Origin of the sequence: Stenotrophomonas sp. Nf1 (assembly GCF_003028475.1) — a bacterium.
GTDB lineage: Bacteria > Pseudomonadota > Gammaproteobacteria > Xanthomonadales > Xanthomonadaceae > Stenotrophomonas.
Map to the genome: position 1 here is coordinate 128984 of NZ_PYTV01000002.1, position 15351 is coordinate 144334.

Consider the following 15351-nt stretch of genomic DNA (forward strand, 5'->3'; position numbering starts at 1 on the left):
ACGTGTGCCCCGAGGCTCAAGCGTTTCCTGGGTAGTCGCTATGATGAATCCGTTGCTGCGAGGGACGCTGAGAGTCTTGCGGATTGCGCCAGTCACAGGCGGCGTGGAAGCCCGGCGCTCAGCGAATTGGCGATGGTTGGATGCGAACGACGGGTTCTTTTGCCTGGCGAGAATGGCGCAAGCCCTATAGGCCAAATGGGGCGTGCCGATCCCTTTAAGGGGGCTGGAACTCAATGGTTGGACTTGGTCATTTCCCTCCGGGGAGGCCGATCTTCGAAGCGCTCTCTTGAGGGCACTTGATCAAATGGCCTCAGTGGCTGACGAACAGCGTCAGTGCAGCCACCAGTCCATCCCTATAGTCCCCTCCGAAAGCAGGGTGATCCAGATAAGTGAGGCTGGAGGTGAGATAGACGCCTGGGATGACGTGGAAGGTGTAGCTGGTCGTGACTTGGACCTGCCCCCTGGGGCTCTTGACGCCCGACGGGATGAGGTAGCGGTGCGCATCGTTCGAGTACCCGGTGTACGCAACGCTGAAGAGGATTGCATCACTGGGGCGAGCATTGAACAGGCCCAGGGCGTAGGTCCGCAATTCGTAGTACTTGGAGGAGACGTTGACCTTGGGGTCTGCATACATGGCCGAGGCCCCGATGAACAGCCCTCGGTAGGGCTCTGATCGCGAGATCTGGGAAACCTGGTAGTCCCCGAGTGCATACGCTCCTGTGTTGCTCCTGAAGGAGCTATCCTTGAAGCTCGAATAGTCCGACGTGTTGTAGATGGCGCCGGCCCTAACCCAGATCTCGCGCTTGTCCGGCGCTGGCGCCTGTCGCTTACCCACTTCGCCAATGTACAGCGCAGAGGCACGCCTAGAACCAAAGTTCAGACCAAAGCCGTTGTGCTTGACTTCGTACAGCTGTCCTAGCGGGCTGGTACTGCGCTGTATGCCACCCTTGAAGTAGGTGCCATTCTTGGAGGTGATCGAGACATTGACCGCAGGCGTGGTGGCAGGGTCTGCACTCAGCCCGACCTGGACCGGGACGATACCGCTCAACCCATTGGCGAGAAACGGGTTGCCGCCGGCAAAGATGCCGATGTATTCGCGGTAGTTTGGGATCCAGCCGGCTTTCAGCTGGATCGCGCCATCCCTGAAGCTCTGGTAGTAAGCCAGGGTCTTGACGCGGGCAATGTCGGGGCCGGTCGGCAGCCAGGAGGAATGATTGATTTGGCCACCGAAGAGGAATTGGCTGTTGGGCAGTCCGACGCGACCCAGCCCAATGCCGAGGATAAAGTCCTGGGTGACCGTGGTGACTGTGTACTTCTGCCCGTTGTATACCTGTGGGCGGGCAGGACGGTTGTTTTCGAGGACGTCGTAGGCAAGGCTGATTGACGTGCGGCCAGTCAGGGAAATGTCGTGTTCGGCGAGTGCCGACCGCCAGCCACCGACGTCCCGCCACAACGAATCAATGGTCGGGGGCAGTTTGACAGACAGGTCGTGTTCCGCCAAGGCGTCGAACCGCTGGAACTTTTTCAACGTCTCGAGGGCCGCATCCGAAGGATTGGCGCTGGCAGCGGGCTCGGCTGGTGCGGCAGGCACCTCGCTTTCCTGGGCGCGGGCATTGCCCGAGAGCAGGGCCAGGGTGGCAAGCGCCAACGGCCCGAGTTGGGTCTTGATTGCAGGCATCATCTCTCTCCTGATGACATTGGGCACGGGCAGGGATTGGATTGTCCGGCGGGCAAGCGGAGCGGTTGAATCCGTCACAGGCCACAGGTCACAGGCCACGCCGTTACCCGGGCAACGGCATGGTCGCTTTGTGCAGGAGTCCAGGTGGTTCTGGGGCCCGAATTAGAGTTGTCGTAACCGTCAGCCTGTCGCGTGTCAGGCAGCCCTGGCGCGTTCCAGGTATTGCCGATCCACTTCGACATAACGGTCAAGATGCAGCGCTTTCATTACCTTTACGGCATCGGCCAAGGGCCCCGGGTGGCGTTCGAAGTAGCCGCGTGCGGTGCCTTGGCTGAGCATCTCGGCGTAGACCTCGGAGAGCGCGCTGGCAACAGCGATCACGGGTGGGCCAGCCAGCATAATGAAGGCGAATCCGATCTTGACCATGTCATGGGTCGTAAATCCGTTGGGCGGGTCTCCGCCGAGGGTCATGACAGGCCCGTTGATCTCGTTGTTGAGTCGGCGGAAGATCGCCATCTGTTCTTCCGGCGGTAGGGTACGAAAGTCCTTTCCGTTGACATTCAGGAAAGACGGCATAGCCATGTCTGCGCCGGCCTCCAGAAAAAGATTGCTGCGCTCGATCACTTCGTCGAGGGAGTGCACGTCACTGTCGCTGCGCGCCACGATGACAAAGTCCGGGTCTGTGCGCGCATCCACGGCGGCCTTGACCCTGCCTAAGGCCTCGCCACGCGAAACCACGACACGCCCTTCCAGCAATGGGCAGCGCTTCGGGAATGCTTGGTCTTCGATGTGAACCCCAGCCACGCCTGCGCGTTCCATCATCTTAATGGTCCTGGCTACATTGTTGGCGCCGCCGAATCCGGTGTCAGCGTCGGACAGGATCGGGGTCTGGACCGCATCAACCATCCGAGTCGCATGCGCAGCCAGCTCACCCGCCGAGATAAGCCCCATGTCAGGCGCGCCGATCTGGGTGGCTTCCGTGCCGAAACCTGTGAGATGGAGGGCCTTGAAGCCAGCCAGCTCGGCCAATCGCGCAGATAGGGCGTCGTAGCAGGTCGCCGCAACCACCGGGCCCTCGCTCAGGAGATTCCGCAATTTTGTTGAATTCTTCATGTCACTGCGTCCTTCAAGCTTGTCGTACTGGGAAGGCCTGGACCCGGTTGATGGCCCAAGCGAAGGAGGAGCCCGCCTCAAGGATGTCGGTGATTACCTGGCTGGGGGGCTTGAACTTGAACTGGGTACCCTGCGTGACGTTCTCGACCGTGCCAAGGGCGAGTTCGATTTCCAGCCAGTCGCCATCGTTGACGTTGTCCCTGAGGCCCGGAATTGGCCAAGCCAGATAGCCATCGTCGATGGCGCAGCGTTGGAACAGGCCATTGACCGAGTCGGCAAGCAAGGCCTTGACGCCGGCGGCTCGGCAGGCGAGGGCGCCGCCTCGGTGGTAATGGGCATGTCCCGAGCCCAGGTTCTTGCCCGCGACAAAGATCACATGCTCGTCGGCACGATCGGCAAAATCGGGGCGGACCTCTTCGAGTACATGTGGCGCGCATTCGTCCCACTTGCTCTGCGACGCCTGGCGGTCATACGCCGCGGGAAGAAGGTCGGTGGCTTTGACGTCGTCGTTGAGTTTCCAGACACGGCCTTCGAATTTCATGCAGCACCTCCGGCGATCTCTGTCTTCATGAGTAGGCCGTTGGGGTGGGTGATTTCCCCGGCGACGGCCGATGCCGCAACCAGCGCGGCATTGCCCAGCAGGATCTCTGCCTCTGCGCTTCCCATGCGTCCCTTGACGGTTTCAACGGAACTTGAAATGCAGCGCTCTCCGTCGCCCAGCTTGATCGGCCCGAGATTGGCGCTGTAGCAGGATCCGCAGCCGGGCTGGGTCACCATGGCGCCGGCGTCGGCGAAGATCTTGATCAGACCTGCATCCTCGGCCTTGCGCATGGTGGCGGCAGAAATCGGCGTGATGGCCAGCCGTACGCGGGGATGCACCTTTCGGCCTTTCAGGACTTCAGCTGCAAGGGCAAGATCCTCGAAGCGGCCGCTCGAACAGGAACCAATGTACGCGGCACTGATCGGAAGGCCGCTCAATTCTCTGGCGGGACGGATATGGTCGATCTCTCCCGGACCTGCGATCAAACAATCCATCGTCGAAAGATCGTATCCATAGGCGGCGAAATACGATGCATCCGGGTCCGCTGCAACTGGCTCGTAGGGGAAGCGAGCGCACTGGTCGAGGTGGTTCATCAGCGTGTCGTCAAAGGGGAAGATCATCGACAGTGCGCCCATTTGCACCGCGCAGTTGCAGATGCCCATACGCACGTCCAGCGGAAGGCTCTGAATGCCCTCGCCTGCGAATTCGATGACGCGCCCATTGACGATGTCCGACAGGTCGTGCAACAGGCGATAGCCGACGTCTTTTCCAAGCACGCCCTTTGCAAGGGTCCCCGTCAGGTCGACGCGGACGACTTCCGGGACGACAATCCACATTTCCCCCGTGAGCAGCGCGGCGCCCGTCGTGCCGAGCAGCGGGATCGCGAGAGTGTTGGCCGCCCCGGCCGTGGCAAACTGGGTGTCTGTGCCGGCGGTGATGGTGCCAGGCATGGCCCAGCCGTCTTCGACGGGAATCTGATGCGAGATGCCGTTCCGGCCGAGGTCGTAGATGTTCTCCGGCGGAATCCCCTGCTCACGCGCAAACGCACGGATCTTCGGGTGCTCCTTGCTGGCGACCTGAGGGAACCACTCCGGTTGGAAGAAGTGGTCAAAGCAGAAGATCACTCGCTTCGGATCAAAGACCTTGAGTTTTTTCTCGCGAAACACTTCCACGTAGAACGTGGCATCTAAGGACGAGAACATCCCGATTTTCGCCACCACCGTTTCACCAGGTTCGACCCGTGCGCGTCCCGACGACTTGGCCAGGATCTTTTGGGTCATCGTTTGACCACTCATTAGCTATGCCTCCTACTGTTCGCTTGCTCGGAAACCTGGCATGGAGGACGCTGCCCGGAAAGCCGGATGCAGCACTTCTGTCGGGTTCGTGACGCCGCACGGTCGCTAATCCTCAGTCCCCTCCCAGGGCACATTCTCACTGCCTGCTGTAATGCAGCATTTCGGCACTGGCAGGAGTGCAGCAATCCTGCATAACTTGACCCAGTGAGTCAAGTTATGGAAAAGAAAGGGGCATCTGGCGGCCTGATATCGCCGCAAGTCATTGAAAAACGTAAATTTCTTGCGTGGACCAACAGCTACTCAAGCTGCTGTTGAGCGATCCTCGACTCTAATCCCGTCCCACCGGCTGGTGGGATGTGGAGCGCATCAGGCCTGGATGCCGCGCACGATGATTTGAATATAGGGTTCCAGCCCCGGGCCCCTGCGACGCTCGTAGTTGGGAAGGACGGCATAGAGCCCGCGGAACAACACCGTAATTTGCTCGGAGGTCACATCCTCGCGAACGTACCCCATCGCCTTGCAATCGTCGATCAATCCCTGGAAGGTCTGATGGGCGGCGGTCCAGGCCTTGCGCACGGACGTAGGGACAAGTCTGGGGTCCGAAATGCTGTCAATCCCGATCGTCGGTATTTTTAGTATGGCCAGCAGCCCCAGCCAGGGATTGTCAAGTTTGCGCGCGGCCTCGAACGACAAGCGCAATTCTGTCGCGAAAAGAATGGTCATTTCGGAAATGATCGCATCCCGGTTCTTGAAGGTGTTGTAGACCGTCCCTTTGCTGACGCCTGCCAAATCCGCAACCTGGCCCATGGTCAGGTCTTTGCCGCGCAGTTCGAATGCTTGGCGGGCTGCGGCTCTGACCTTGAGGGTATTCTCGACCGCATCTGCTCGCCGATTGAGTATCTTGCTGGTCATCCTGATCCTTCAATGATGCAATGCACGGCGGGAGAGAAATCTTGGCAGGAGCACCGAGAACTGGCAAGCCAGAAAGCCAGAAAACCAGAAAGCGTGTAGTGTCCCCGCCGTGCGCAGAGTATGACGTTGGGCAAATGAGAATGGGAGGAAAGTGGAGTGTCCGTCTCCGGGAATGCACGGTGTTCGCTCGCCCCGCGTTGCACCCATTGCCGAACCAACTCACGACGGGCTGGTGCGGCTGCTACTTCTTTCGCAGTGCATCCTTGACCAGGTCGTTCTCGAAAAGCTCCTCGGCCAGTAGCTTCCTCAGTCGCGCGTTCTCGGCCTCCAGCTCCTCCAGTCGGTTGGCACCGAGCGCGCTCATGCCGCCGAATTTGCCGCGTCACAAGTAGCCTGAGGTCTCGCCGAAGCCATGCCGTCGGCAACGAGCCTGTACTGCTATGCCCGCGTCGGCCTCACGCAGGAAGCCGATGATCTGCTCTTCGGAAGCTCGCTTCTTCACGTCCAATCTCCTTGGGTCGGGGAATTGGAGTCCGAACTGTTGCGCTACTCAAAGTCGGGGGTGGCGTCGTTCACATCAAACGGGCTTCCCAAGGAGCATCATCATGGCTGCCGATGCTCCAGCAAAGCCAACAGTTGAGATGACTGACGCCATTAGCGCTCGCCGTACATTTCCATAGAGCTTTCGCTGTGTGGACTTGCGATTCTTATCCAGCCAGGGGCGGAGGAGTAGCCACAGAATGCCAGGCACCAGAATCAGTGGTGAGTTGAAAGCCTTATAGAGCAGTGGCTCAGCAAAGCTCCGATGATTCATCGTCCAAGCAATCCAATGCGCAAGAAGGCCAAGATACAAGGCCATCGAGCTGATCTGCACCATGTGGAATCTGAAGCCGACCCTCGGGCGGGCCTTCACGTCCAGGTGAGTCACTACGATTTCCAGCCGGTGGATGAGCATCGCGATCGCCGCCGATGCTGTGATTAGGCTCCATCCAAGCGCTGCATAGAGCAGGCCACTGAACTCAAGCATCGTTTCCAGCTGTTCAAAGGCGACCTGGCCAATCGCTGATACAGCCTCGGCCTTGTTCATCTCTACAAACATCGACTGAAGCTGCCGGCATGCCGACACCCACGGGGTAGTCGCGGCGCTCACTAGAGCGAAACCGGTCCAGAAGCGCTTCCAAAGGCTCGATCGGGACGTCGCTGAGAACGAGCGTGGATCGCCCCAGAGGGGGAAAACCGCCAGCAACATGTATGGGCGAGCCTCTGCCCATCTTCTTGCTTCCCGGGTTCGCTTATGTGCGAAGGCCTTCAGTGTGCGGATCTTGCGGACGGCCGTATCTTCCAATGAAGAGAGGTGGACCGATACCGCATAGGCAGCACGACATGCCCACCGGAGAGCGCGAGGAGTTCGTCGCAGTGCGTTGCGAAGTTGGTCTGAATTAGGGCGGAGAAAGGTCTTCACCTGACCAACTGTAAGGGCCGTACTTCATCGCCAGTCATGACCACTGCGCACCTCAGGGTTCCAAAAATCACCCTAAAGTTTCGCCCGCTCATGCCGAGCTCCTCCGGGCTTGGGCGAATGTGACGATGTCACCAGTAGGGCGCAAGATCAGGCGTGGCGAGCTGCCGGCTAGAGCATGGTTCGGGTGGACAGGGCGAAGGGGCTAGTCTCCGTGCAGTCCAGTTGAAATCTCATAGGAGGTTTCAGATTGGAGGGCAGTGTGGGCCAATCGCCTGCCATAGGGTGGGTCTACGGGTGCGGGACGTGAGGCATCTGGAGTGCAGCTAACGAACCTGGCCCCTCTTTGGAGCGTCAGCCCCTGAGTCGCCTCTCAAAGTCAGCAATTAGCTTACCCAGCGACAGGCCCGTCAAGCGCGCGATGTCTCTAAGCTCAACCACGTCGACCCTGCGCTTCCCCGTCTCAACATCGCTGATGAAAGACTGGCTGCGTCCGAGTTTGCTCGACACTTGCGCCTGGGTGAGGCCGGCGGCCACTCGCGCATCTTTGACAGCCTCGATCAGGGCGGCGTATTCCTTGCGATGGATGGACTTGGGCACGGCCGCACCTTGCTTAAGCGGCCTCAAAAGCTATATCCAGTTCTCAGATATCTAAAAACACGATATTCTCTCTTCCTCATAGACAGGGGGAAGCATGGGCAACTGGCAAGATCGAAACACTGTGGTAGCGCGCAGTAGACTTGGTCTGGCACTGGGACTGACTGCCCTGGTTACCGCCTGCGGCGCACCGATGGACAGGAATATGGTTACCAACGGTACAGAGCAGCAGTACAGAGCCTCCATTGATGCAATTGGCGCGGAGTTGAGTCCCCATGAGCGGGATGCCTTCAGCTGGGCTGTCGCCGGTCTTGACTTGGACAAGCTCAATGCGACTTACCCCAACGCATCAGTAAGAGAGGTTGTCAGGACGCACATTGAACGCATCAGGAATGCCAACCCGAAGGAGATTCGAACGCTCAGGGAGCAGGCGCAGGCCCAGTTGCCGACAATCACAGAGCTTGGAAAGGTTCATGCGAATGACGCCAAGCTTGAGATAGAGGACAGCCTCTTTGGCTTCAAGCCGTTCATTGAGGCTCGGATCGCCAACGGATCTTCTTTGCCCCTGAGCCAAGTCAGCTGGGAAGCGGTGCTCTACATCAACGACGGCACGCTGCCGATAGCCAAGGCGAAGGTCCACAGCGACTTCCGCAAGATTGATGGCCTAAAGTCAGGCGATGGCGTCAGGGCCCGATTCAATGTTGGTTTCGTCAAGGGTGACGAGGCGTGGACGACGCTGGCAGTCCGACAGGCGTCATCTACACGCGTCGAAGTCACGATCATCCCTCTGACGGCCATGGACTCATGGACTTCAGTGATAAACCGTACTTGGCGGCCGATCATCAGAAGAGGATTGAGCTTCTGGAGAGTCAGCTCAAAGACGCGGACAAATTCTCGGACATCTGATGCGTCGGGACCAGACATCTGCGCTCAGCCGGCATTGACTGAGCCTTTCGCCATCGATTCACAATCAAACTGCCAACAAGGGGCAGCGACCAATGCGACCAACCATCCTAGCTATGGATCTCGAGGGAACGTTGATCTCAAACGCCGTCAGCCAAATGCCACGGCCTGGACTCTGCGAATTCCTTGAGACAGTCAACGAGCTCTTTGAGCATTTGGTCATCTACACCTCGGTTCCTGAGCCAGCTTTCCGCAGAATCGCGGCACTTCTGGTAGGAGAGGGCTGCGCTCCTGCCTGGTTCGCTCAAATGCCGTATACGAGCTGGAGCGGCGCAACTAAGGATCTGCAGAATGTGTCTCCGATTCCTGGCGCAGCGCTACTGCTGGACGACTACAGGGCCTACATTCATCCAGGGCAAGAAGGCTGCTGGGTTGAAGTCTCCTTGTTCGAATCTCCGTACGAGGCGAGCGACACCGGTCTGGACGTGGCCTTGGGCAAGTTGAGGGAGTGTTTGACCGCACGCACCTAGCGTGCCGCACTCAATCAACGGCTTTACGAGCGCGCCTGGTCTGAACTGCATTACGGGTGTCGAAATAGATGGAGCAAGAACCTCATGGGGACCTGGATGATGCGAACCAGTTTGACTCACCCGCTGATCATTGCGGAGATCCCTATTGGTGACAGGGGAGGCGCCATTGGCGTGACCTTCGCGCCAGGCAAGTACCAAGTAGCCGCCATGACCGGAGCATGGGCGAGGGACTTGGAGCAGGATATGTTGGCGATTCGCCAATGGGGTGCCGCACACTTGATTTCGCTGCTTGAGCCATTGGAGTTCAGTGAACTTCAGATAGAGAAGCTTCCTGAGGTCGCAGCAGGGCGGGGCATATCGTGGTACCCATTGCCAATTACTGACGGCTCGGCACCGGATCAGCGGTTCCTGCAGGGGTGGCCGGTGCTAAGCGCAGGGCTCATCCGTGGCCTCCATTCCGGTCAACGTGTCGTCATCCATTGCAAGGGAGGACTCGGCCGAGCTGGAACCGTTGCGGCCATGCTTCTACTGCAGAGCGAAACCGCGCAGACGGCCCAAGATGCGATGAGAATGGTACGTTTCGCGAGACCGGGCGCCATCGAGACCGCGGCTCAGGAGGAGTTTTTGGAGTGCTGGTGGGCGCAATGCCGGCGTTCGAACTCGAGGTCCTGACCTTCTGCCGCAAACATCGGCAGTGGAATGGATCTCTGCAGCAATAGAGCCTACCTCCTTAACGCTTGGTCTTTGCAAGGCCTCCTTGCTTACCAGCTCGTGGCTGACCTCAGTCTACTCGAGGGATGGCTTACAACGAGTGCCAATCGTGAATCCACTAGAGCCTCCAGTTGCTGCTTGGCTCTAACCAATACTCTTTTCCCAGCGGCAAGAACGTTTCCAGTGCAACCTCCAAGATCAACGGCTGACGCCAGCCGCGATCAGGCAGGAAGCAGAAGTCGGTTGTCGCAATCGATCCGAACTGGGCTCGTGCAGCGAGCCATGTGCATCTCTTGTTGATCTCTCGGTCAAGCACTCGACGAGCAGCCACCTCATCCATATCGCTTTGCAGAAACGACGACGCGGCATTGCGCATGCTGGCCCATAGCACGTACCTTTTGCGCCCCAGACTCAACGCATTCCACTCCGGAAGCTGGGTGGATCTTAGGCCATCCGCCAGTTCAGGACGTAACCGATGCTTGCGCAGAAGATTGGTGAAGTACGCTCGGGCTTCGCTTTCGGCGAGCGAGTTTCCTAGACTTCGTTTGGTGTCGACAGGGCACTCGGCGGCCCATCGGATGAGCGCGCTGGTCAACTGAGCCTCCAGATTCACGTCCTTACGCGACCAGGAGGCCTGATAAGTCCATGCCAGAGGCTCATACAAGGACCTGGCATCTGGCTTGAGCCCTTCGATGGGAGCGCGCTGCAACACCCGGAGCGAAGCAAGCGTATCCACAGCTGCAGACGCCAATCCTTCCGCTGCAACTGGCGCACTTACCGTCCTTGAGCGCTCCAATGCACACCAGGCACAGGCCAGGAATGGGCCGATAGTACGAACAAAATCGTCCAATTCTGGCCAATGCGAAATGAGGGTCGGTTGGGTGACAACATAGGCCACTTTGCTCTCAAGTCGCTGCCTAGCCGACTAGCATAGCAACAGGCCTAGGTGGTGTCTATCTGATCTTCCGATACCAATCATCCACAATTTGGCGGGAGGAGAGAAGGCGAGTTTGGCGACATTGGCCACGCGGAATGCGACGACCTTGTCGTTCGCGCTGGGGATCATCGTGGGGCGTCCGCACCGCGAGCGCGGGGTCCTGACTTAGTCAATTCACAATGGCCAACCGATGGAGGGGGAGGGGCGCAGGCCTAAGCGGGGACGGGATGTAAGGGGCTCAAGAATCAGCTGTACCATTCCAACTGAGGATCTGTCGATGATGGCCTCCGCCAAGAGCGAGGATCGCGCTCATCTGCGCCATAGATGCCTGAAGTTCTGGCCCTGAGTGAACAGTGGACAGTCTGCCAGCGCCGCGCCATAGTCATTCACAGGGCGCCTGGGTCTGGCGCTGGCATGGACTTCAAGGGAGGGGGCATGCTGGACGGATGGATCGGTACCGAAGTTGGTGAGCTTTCAGATGAGTCCGCTGTCGAGATCATCAAGAACTGGATGTCACTCTCGCTACAACGATCCGACGGCATCTCGGATATTCATGCGAAGACGGAAATCCAGAGGAAGCGCCTCGTCAAGCTCTTCAGCTCGCATTGCCAAGTCACTCCTCGACCAGAGGAGATCAGTAAGATCTCTGCTGCAACCGGCTACCCGGCCCACGATCTTGTAGTGCAAGCTGCTGATTACCTTTCTCCTGCCGTACTGAACATCAATGCTCCAGAGAGATCGGTCGAACTTCCCCGGACTTCGCGCAATGCGCTGAAGCTCTGGCTTCGCTCTGCACGCCGAGACAATCCCGGAGGCCGTCTTACGCAGATGGAGCTTGCCGAGCGGATAGGGCGGTCCCACATGTCTGTGGCAGCGTGGGAGAACATCGGGACTAGCAGGATCCCAAAGTACAAGGATATCTGCGCAATTGCCGAGGCATGTGGCGTTGAGCCGCCTGGCCCCGATTTCGACGTGCGTCAAGGGCAGGCTATTCAGGCCGAAGTCATAGCGTCAATGAGTCCCCCAGCGGACCTACATGAGGAGATTCTGTTTAATGGCCGCCTGCTAAGCAGGCGCGCACACGCCCCTTCCCATGTGGAGCGAAATGCGTTGGTCTTCAGGGCCCGCTACGGCGGGCAAGGAGATGCCGAAAGTACGCTGCGTGCCATCGGGGAGATACATGGGATCACCCGCGAGCGAATCCGCCAGATCGTGGACAAGCAGCTGTCCTTCCTTCCAACAACGCCGGTAATAGCCACGCAGTTCGATGCACTGGTAGAAGCCTGTCAGGATCTAGGGGTAGTTGCAGTTGCCGGAGCCGAGGAACGACTACGCAGTCTCTTGGGCGGAACACTGAGCCTACAGGGTGCGATTGACTATGGGCGTGAAGTACTCGGTCGATCTCTTCCAGTCCAGATCATCCGCTTCAAGAAGGGAGAGCCGGTCGTGCTTGCTGGGCAGTTGCCCAGTTGGTTCTTGGCCGGAATTGCCCAGTCCAAAGCAGCGATCCGGCACTGCGGGGCTGCCCAGGTCAATCTTGTGTGGGCTTTGACCATGCGCCAGCACGGTGACTGGATCGCGCCTGACGAGTTCCGTTCTATCATCGCTCATGCTCCAGGATTCGAGTGGATCGATGAGGATCACGCTTGGTACTGGTTCGGTGTCGACGGAAGTGCAAATCGAGTCGTGAACCGAGCTATCGACATTCTGTCCATCGCCAAGGGTGCGCTGGACATTGAGGTCATCTATAGCGGGGTGACGAGACACTGCCGTATAGCCTCATCGGACGTTGCAGAGGACGCCGGCATATGTCCGCCGATGGAGGTCGTCCAATGGGTTCTGGCAAAGACGCCTGCCTTAGTTTGTCAGCAAGGGGATGACTTCCGATTGGCCAACCCTGATGCAGTTCAGGAAGGCAAAAAGGGAGTTGCACAGTCAATCGTTGAGGAGCTCAAGCGCCGAGGTGGTTTGGCCTCCCGCAGTGAGCTTCATGAGGTCTTGGTCACAGGCCTTGGGATCAGTGCCGTCTCATTCTCGGTGGCCTTGGCCAATTCGTCGCTGTTGCGCCAAGTCGATCGCGGAATTTTTGCAATTCGAGGCTGGCCGATCAATGCTGCACGCCTGACCGAGGCCCAGAGTCGAGTAGGAACCAGCAGTGGGCCGCTGGTCAACTATCGGGAAGTTGGCGTATCTGGCAGCGGAGACGTCAGCTGGGTAAATGCGGTTAGCAAGAGCTCGCTGACCAACCTCTACGCAGGCGTGCCTAGCAAGGCTTTCTTGCATCTGGATGCCGGCGAGTATGACGCGAACGGCACGATGCTCACGCTAACTGAGAATCGTGTGATCGGCTTGATCAAGCATGTGATTTCGCTGGGGGGCACCACAGCACAGGGACGGCCTACAGGGTGACCGCCAATGCCCGAACCAGAAGGGCGCTTGTAGAGATTGTCGGGGCGACCGGGGATGAGCTTGAGGATGTTGACTGAGGCTTAACACCGTGGGGATTGGATAGAGAGACGATCATTGCGATCTCCGCGAAGGCCGGTGATCACTCCAGCAGTGACGGGTCAGTGGCCTCGATTGCTGGCCGTGGAGAGTAGTTGCTTGGTCGCAAAAGGCTTTCTTGCAGTCCGCTGCGGATTCCGCCAGTCCGTCCAGCTGCGGCTGGCGCTTGCGTACGAGAAGGATGGCGAGTTTGCCCGCAGGCAAACTGTGACCGCTCACCTCACTGCTCCCCATGTTGGAACGTGACCGAAGGCTCAAGTACTTCAGCCAACCTTGCACAAGCATGATCGAGCACATGGCTGAACACGCCGCTGTAGAGTTGAGGCATGCCCCACGATCGCTCTGCACCACATGGAGCACCCCAGGGCAGGGCGCTGGTCAGTCGATGCAGTTCCCGCAGCTTCCGAATGCTGGGCGCCTGCAGCTACGCATCTAGCGATATCTCTGTCAGCAGAGGCTGCGGCCGCCACTCCAGCCACAGCACTGGAACACCCAGCAGCGAATCTCGAAGGGTGGGCTTTACCGCATTAGGATGAATAAAAGCTGTACTTGCGTACTGGTTGACGGCATGTGGCTTGACTCGAGGCGGCGATGAGAACTAAGCTTGTCTGAAATGACTACCTACTCACTCATTCTAGTTGACGTCGCCTTTCCATTTCGACACATCAGTGGTGGGACGCAAGTGTTTATTCGAGGGCAAGGCTGATGGCTCGACCAAGAAGTGATGCCAGGAAGGCAGCCATCCTGGCCGCAGCTACGGAGGTCATCGCGGCTCAGGGACTGGGGGCAGCCACGGCGTCGATCGCCCAGGCGGCGGAGATTTCCCACGGTTCGCTCTTCACATACTTCAAAACCAAAGCCGAGTTGTTCAATGAGCTCTATCTTGCATTGAAGGTTGAGCTGTCCGAATCTATCGAGAAAACCCTTCCCCCGTCTGTGGACCTCAAAGTCCAGATGTATCATATTTGGTCAAGCTGGATGTCATGGGGAGTGGCCCATCCGCAAAAGCTTCGTGCATTAGCCCAACTAAGTGTCTCGGACCAGATCACTAGTGAGTCCAGGCAAGCTGCCATGAAAATCGCGGAAGCGGGTTTGGAGCTGGTACGTAACGTAGGCGCGATGGGAGCTCTAAAGAACCTTCCTCCCGCATTCGTCAATGGAGTGTTGGAGGCCTTGGCTGCGACAACAATTGGATTCATGAGCAGTACGCCGGATCTCGCAGAGGAAGCCTGTAATGCTAGTTTCGAGGCTATCTGGCGAGCGCTAACCTAACCTGCCTTTTATTGTCCATTTAATGAGTGTCTGCTCACTCAGTTATAGAACCGGAGAAGACTTGCATGCATCGCCTGCGAACTTCCGTACTCCTTGTAAGTCAGCTTTGGACTGCCCGTGCACCGCACGTCGTACGCATGTGGAGAGGGCGTCAATGAAGGTGCTCCTGTTTGGTGCAACGGGCATGGTAGGGCAGGGAGTTCTACGCGAATGCCTTGCCGCTTCCGATGTCCAGGCCGTCACGGCGGTTGGGCGAACTTCAGTGGGTATGCAAGCACCGAAACTTCGCGACTTGGTTCACTCGGACCTGTTCAACCTCGCGGACATCGCAACTTCGCTGAAGGGGTTTGATGCTTGCTTCTTCTGTCTGGGGGTGTCTTCCGCAGGCCTTTCAGAAGCCGTCTATACGCGGCTTACGTATGACCTGACCCTCACCGTGGCCAATCTATTGGTTCAGCTGAACCCCAAGATGACGTTCATCTACGTCAGCGCGGCGGGCGCCGACGCAAGCGGGCGTGAAGGCAAAGGGTGGGCACGTGTCAAGGGAAACACTGAGAGTGCGCTCTTCAACATCCCTTTTCGTGCCGTCTATGTCTTCCGTCCATTGGTGATCCAGCCGCTCCATGGCGCCCGATCAAAGAACACGCCGCTCCGGCTGTTCTATCAGGTGACCAGCCCGGCGCTGAGTCTGCTGCGCTGGCTCAAACCCCGTGCGGTGCTGACCACCGAAACGATGGGCCAGGCCATGTTGAACGTTACCCGGCTAGGAGTGCCCGCTGCGGCTGTCTTGTCCCCGGCGCAGATTTACGCCGCAGCTGCCACGCGCTCTGAACGCGCGAACCGGGAAGGAGCCAATTATGGATGAGGCCTGACTTACTCGATGCGTACATCAGCTACA

14 protein-coding genes and 1 pseudogene are annotated in these 15351 nt (G+C 58.5%); 6 read left to right on the plus strand and 9 right to left on the minus strand.

Annotated features, from left to right (window positions below):
• Window positions 1–310: 310 nt before the first annotated feature.
• From C9412_RS04525 to C9412_RS04560, 8 genes and pseudogenes are all read right to left on the minus strand, one after another.
• Window positions 311–1678 (minus strand): carbohydrate porin, encoded by a 1368-nt coding sequence (locus C9412_RS04525; RefSeq protein WP_181358670.1) that lies wholly within the window; start codon window positions 1676–1678, stop codon window positions 311–313.
• 195 nt (window positions 1679–1873) lie between these two features.
• Window positions 1874–2791, minus strand: a complete 918-nt coding sequence (locus C9412_RS04530; RefSeq protein WP_107230521.1) for an isocitrate lyase/PEP mutase family protein — start codon at window positions 2789–2791, stop codon at window positions 1874–1876.
• A gap of 13 nt (window positions 2792–2804) precedes the next feature.
• On the minus strand, window positions 2805–3332 hold the full coding sequence (locus C9412_RS04535) for a hypothetical protein (RefSeq protein ID WP_107230522.1): 528 nt from the start codon (window positions 3330–3332) through the stop codon (window positions 2805–2807).
• On the minus strand, window positions 3329–4612 hold the full coding sequence (locus C9412_RS04540; RefSeq protein WP_219906183.1) for an aconitase family protein: 1284 nt from the start codon (window positions 4610–4612) through the stop codon (window positions 3329–3331). Before C9412_RS04540 ends, C9412_RS04535 begins: the two co-directional genes overlap by 4 nt.
• A gap of 381 nt (window positions 4613–4993) precedes the next feature.
• Complete coding sequence (locus C9412_RS04545) at window positions 4994–5539, minus strand: helix-turn-helix domain-containing protein (protein WP_107230524.1); 546 nt, start codon at window positions 5537–5539, stop codon at window positions 4994–4996.
• Between the two features lie 173 nt (window positions 5540–5712).
• Window positions 5713–6041: pseudogene (locus tag C9412_RS20815) on the minus strand (transposase); the annotation flags it as partial.
• Window positions 6042–6116: 75 nt separating this feature from the next.
• Window positions 6117–6638 (minus strand): hypothetical protein, encoded by a 522-nt coding sequence (locus tag C9412_RS20670; RefSeq protein WP_181359085.1) that lies wholly within the window; start codon window positions 6636–6638, stop codon window positions 6117–6119.
• 714 nt (window positions 6639–7352) lie between these two features.
• Complete coding sequence (locus tag C9412_RS04560) at window positions 7353–7598, minus strand: helix-turn-helix transcriptional regulator (protein ID WP_107230872.1); 246 nt, start codon at window positions 7596–7598, stop codon at window positions 7353–7355.
• A 94-nt stretch (window positions 7599–7692) separates the two neighbouring features.
• Between C9412_RS04560 and C9412_RS20675 the strand changes: the two genes are divergently transcribed.
• From C9412_RS20675 to C9412_RS04570, 3 genes are all read left to right on the plus strand, one after another.
• Window positions 7693–8688, plus strand: a complete 996-nt coding sequence (locus tag C9412_RS20675; RefSeq protein WP_146160128.1) for a hypothetical protein — start codon at window positions 7693–7695, stop codon at window positions 8686–8688.
• Window positions 8657–9028 (plus strand): NIF family HAD-type phosphatase, encoded by a 372-nt coding sequence (locus C9412_RS04565; RefSeq protein ID WP_258190050.1) that lies wholly within the window; start codon window positions 8657–8659, stop codon window positions 9026–9028. The genes C9412_RS20675 and C9412_RS04565 overlap by 32 nt, the downstream gene beginning before the upstream one ends.
• A gap of 207 nt (window positions 9029–9235) precedes the next feature.
• Window positions 9236–9700: a protein-tyrosine phosphatase family protein gene (locus C9412_RS04570; protein ID WP_258190051.1), complete on the plus strand. Its 465-nt coding sequence runs from the start codon at window positions 9236–9238 to the stop codon at window positions 9698–9700.
• Window positions 9701–9857: 157 nt separating this feature from the next.
• On the opposite strand, the gene C9412_RS04575 is transcribed toward C9412_RS04570, so the two are convergent.
• Window positions 9858–10637, minus strand: a complete 780-nt coding sequence (locus tag C9412_RS04575; RefSeq protein WP_146160127.1) for a hypothetical protein — start codon at window positions 10635–10637, stop codon at window positions 9858–9860.
• A gap of 474 nt (window positions 10638–11111) precedes the next feature.
• Between C9412_RS04575 and C9412_RS04580 the strand changes: the two genes are divergently transcribed.
• The 3 genes from C9412_RS04580 (at window position 11112) to C9412_RS04590 (ending at window position 15318) form a co-directional block, all read left to right on the plus strand.
• Entirely contained in the window at window positions 11112–13085 is a 1974-nt protein-coding gene (locus tag C9412_RS04580; protein WP_219906182.1) for a helix-turn-helix transcriptional regulator, read from the plus strand.
• 801 nt (window positions 13086–13886) lie between these two features.
• Window positions 13887–14453, plus strand: coding sequence for a TetR/AcrR family transcriptional regulator (locus tag C9412_RS04585; protein WP_107230529.1), 567 nt, complete (start codon window positions 13887–13889; stop codon window positions 14451–14453).
• Between the two features lie 154 nt (window positions 14454–14607).
• Window positions 14608–15318, plus strand: a complete 711-nt coding sequence (locus tag C9412_RS04590; protein ID WP_107230530.1) for an NAD(P)H-binding protein — start codon at window positions 14608–14610, stop codon at window positions 15316–15318.
• Window positions 15319–15351 lie beyond the last annotated feature (33 nt).

Bases quoted from the DNA above. Each gene is read 5' to 3' on its own strand.
- C9412_RS04570 (WP_258190051.1), top strand. From the start codon at position 9,236: ATGACCGGAGCATGGGCGAGGGACTTGGAGCAGGATATGTTGGCGATT.
- C9412_RS04530 (WP_107230521.1), bottom strand. From the start codon at position 2,791: ATGAAGAATTCAACAAAATTGCGGAATCTCCTGAGCGAGGGCCCGGTG.
- C9412_RS04525 (WP_181358670.1), bottom strand. From the start codon at position 1,678: ATGCCTGCAATCAAGACCCAACTCGGGCCGTTGGCGCTTGCCACCCTG.
- C9412_RS04545 (WP_107230524.1), bottom strand. From the start codon at position 5,539: ATGACCAGCAAGATACTCAATCGGCGAGCAGATGCGGTCGAGAATACC.
- C9412_RS04590 (WP_107230530.1), top strand. From the start codon at position 14,608: ATGAAGGTGCTCCTGTTTGGTGCAACGGGCATGGTAGGGCAGGGAGTT.
- C9412_RS04565 (WP_258190050.1), top strand. From the start codon at position 8,657: ATGCCACGGCCTGGACTCTGCGAATTCCTTGAGACAGTCAACGAGCTC.
- C9412_RS20675 (WP_146160128.1), top strand. From the start codon at position 7,693: ATGGGCAACTGGCAAGATCGAAACACTGTGGTAGCGCGCAGTAGACTT.
- C9412_RS04535 (WP_107230522.1), bottom strand. From the start codon at position 3,332: ATGAAATTCGAAGGCCGTGTCTGGAAACTCAACGACGACGTCAAAGCC.
- C9412_RS04585 (WP_107230529.1), top strand. From the start codon at position 13,887: ATGGCTCGACCAAGAAGTGATGCCAGGAAGGCAGCCATCCTGGCCGCA.
- C9412_RS20670 (WP_181359085.1), bottom strand. From the start codon at position 6,638: ATGTTTGTAGAGATGAACAAGGCCGAGGCTGTATCAGCGATTGGCCAG.
- C9412_RS04580 (WP_219906182.1), top strand. From the start codon at position 11,112: ATGCTGGACGGATGGATCGGTACCGAAGTTGGTGAGCTTTCAGATGAG.
- C9412_RS04540 (WP_219906183.1), bottom strand. From the start codon at position 4,612: ATGACCCAAAAGATCCTGGCCAAGTCGTCGGGACGCGCACGGGTCGAA.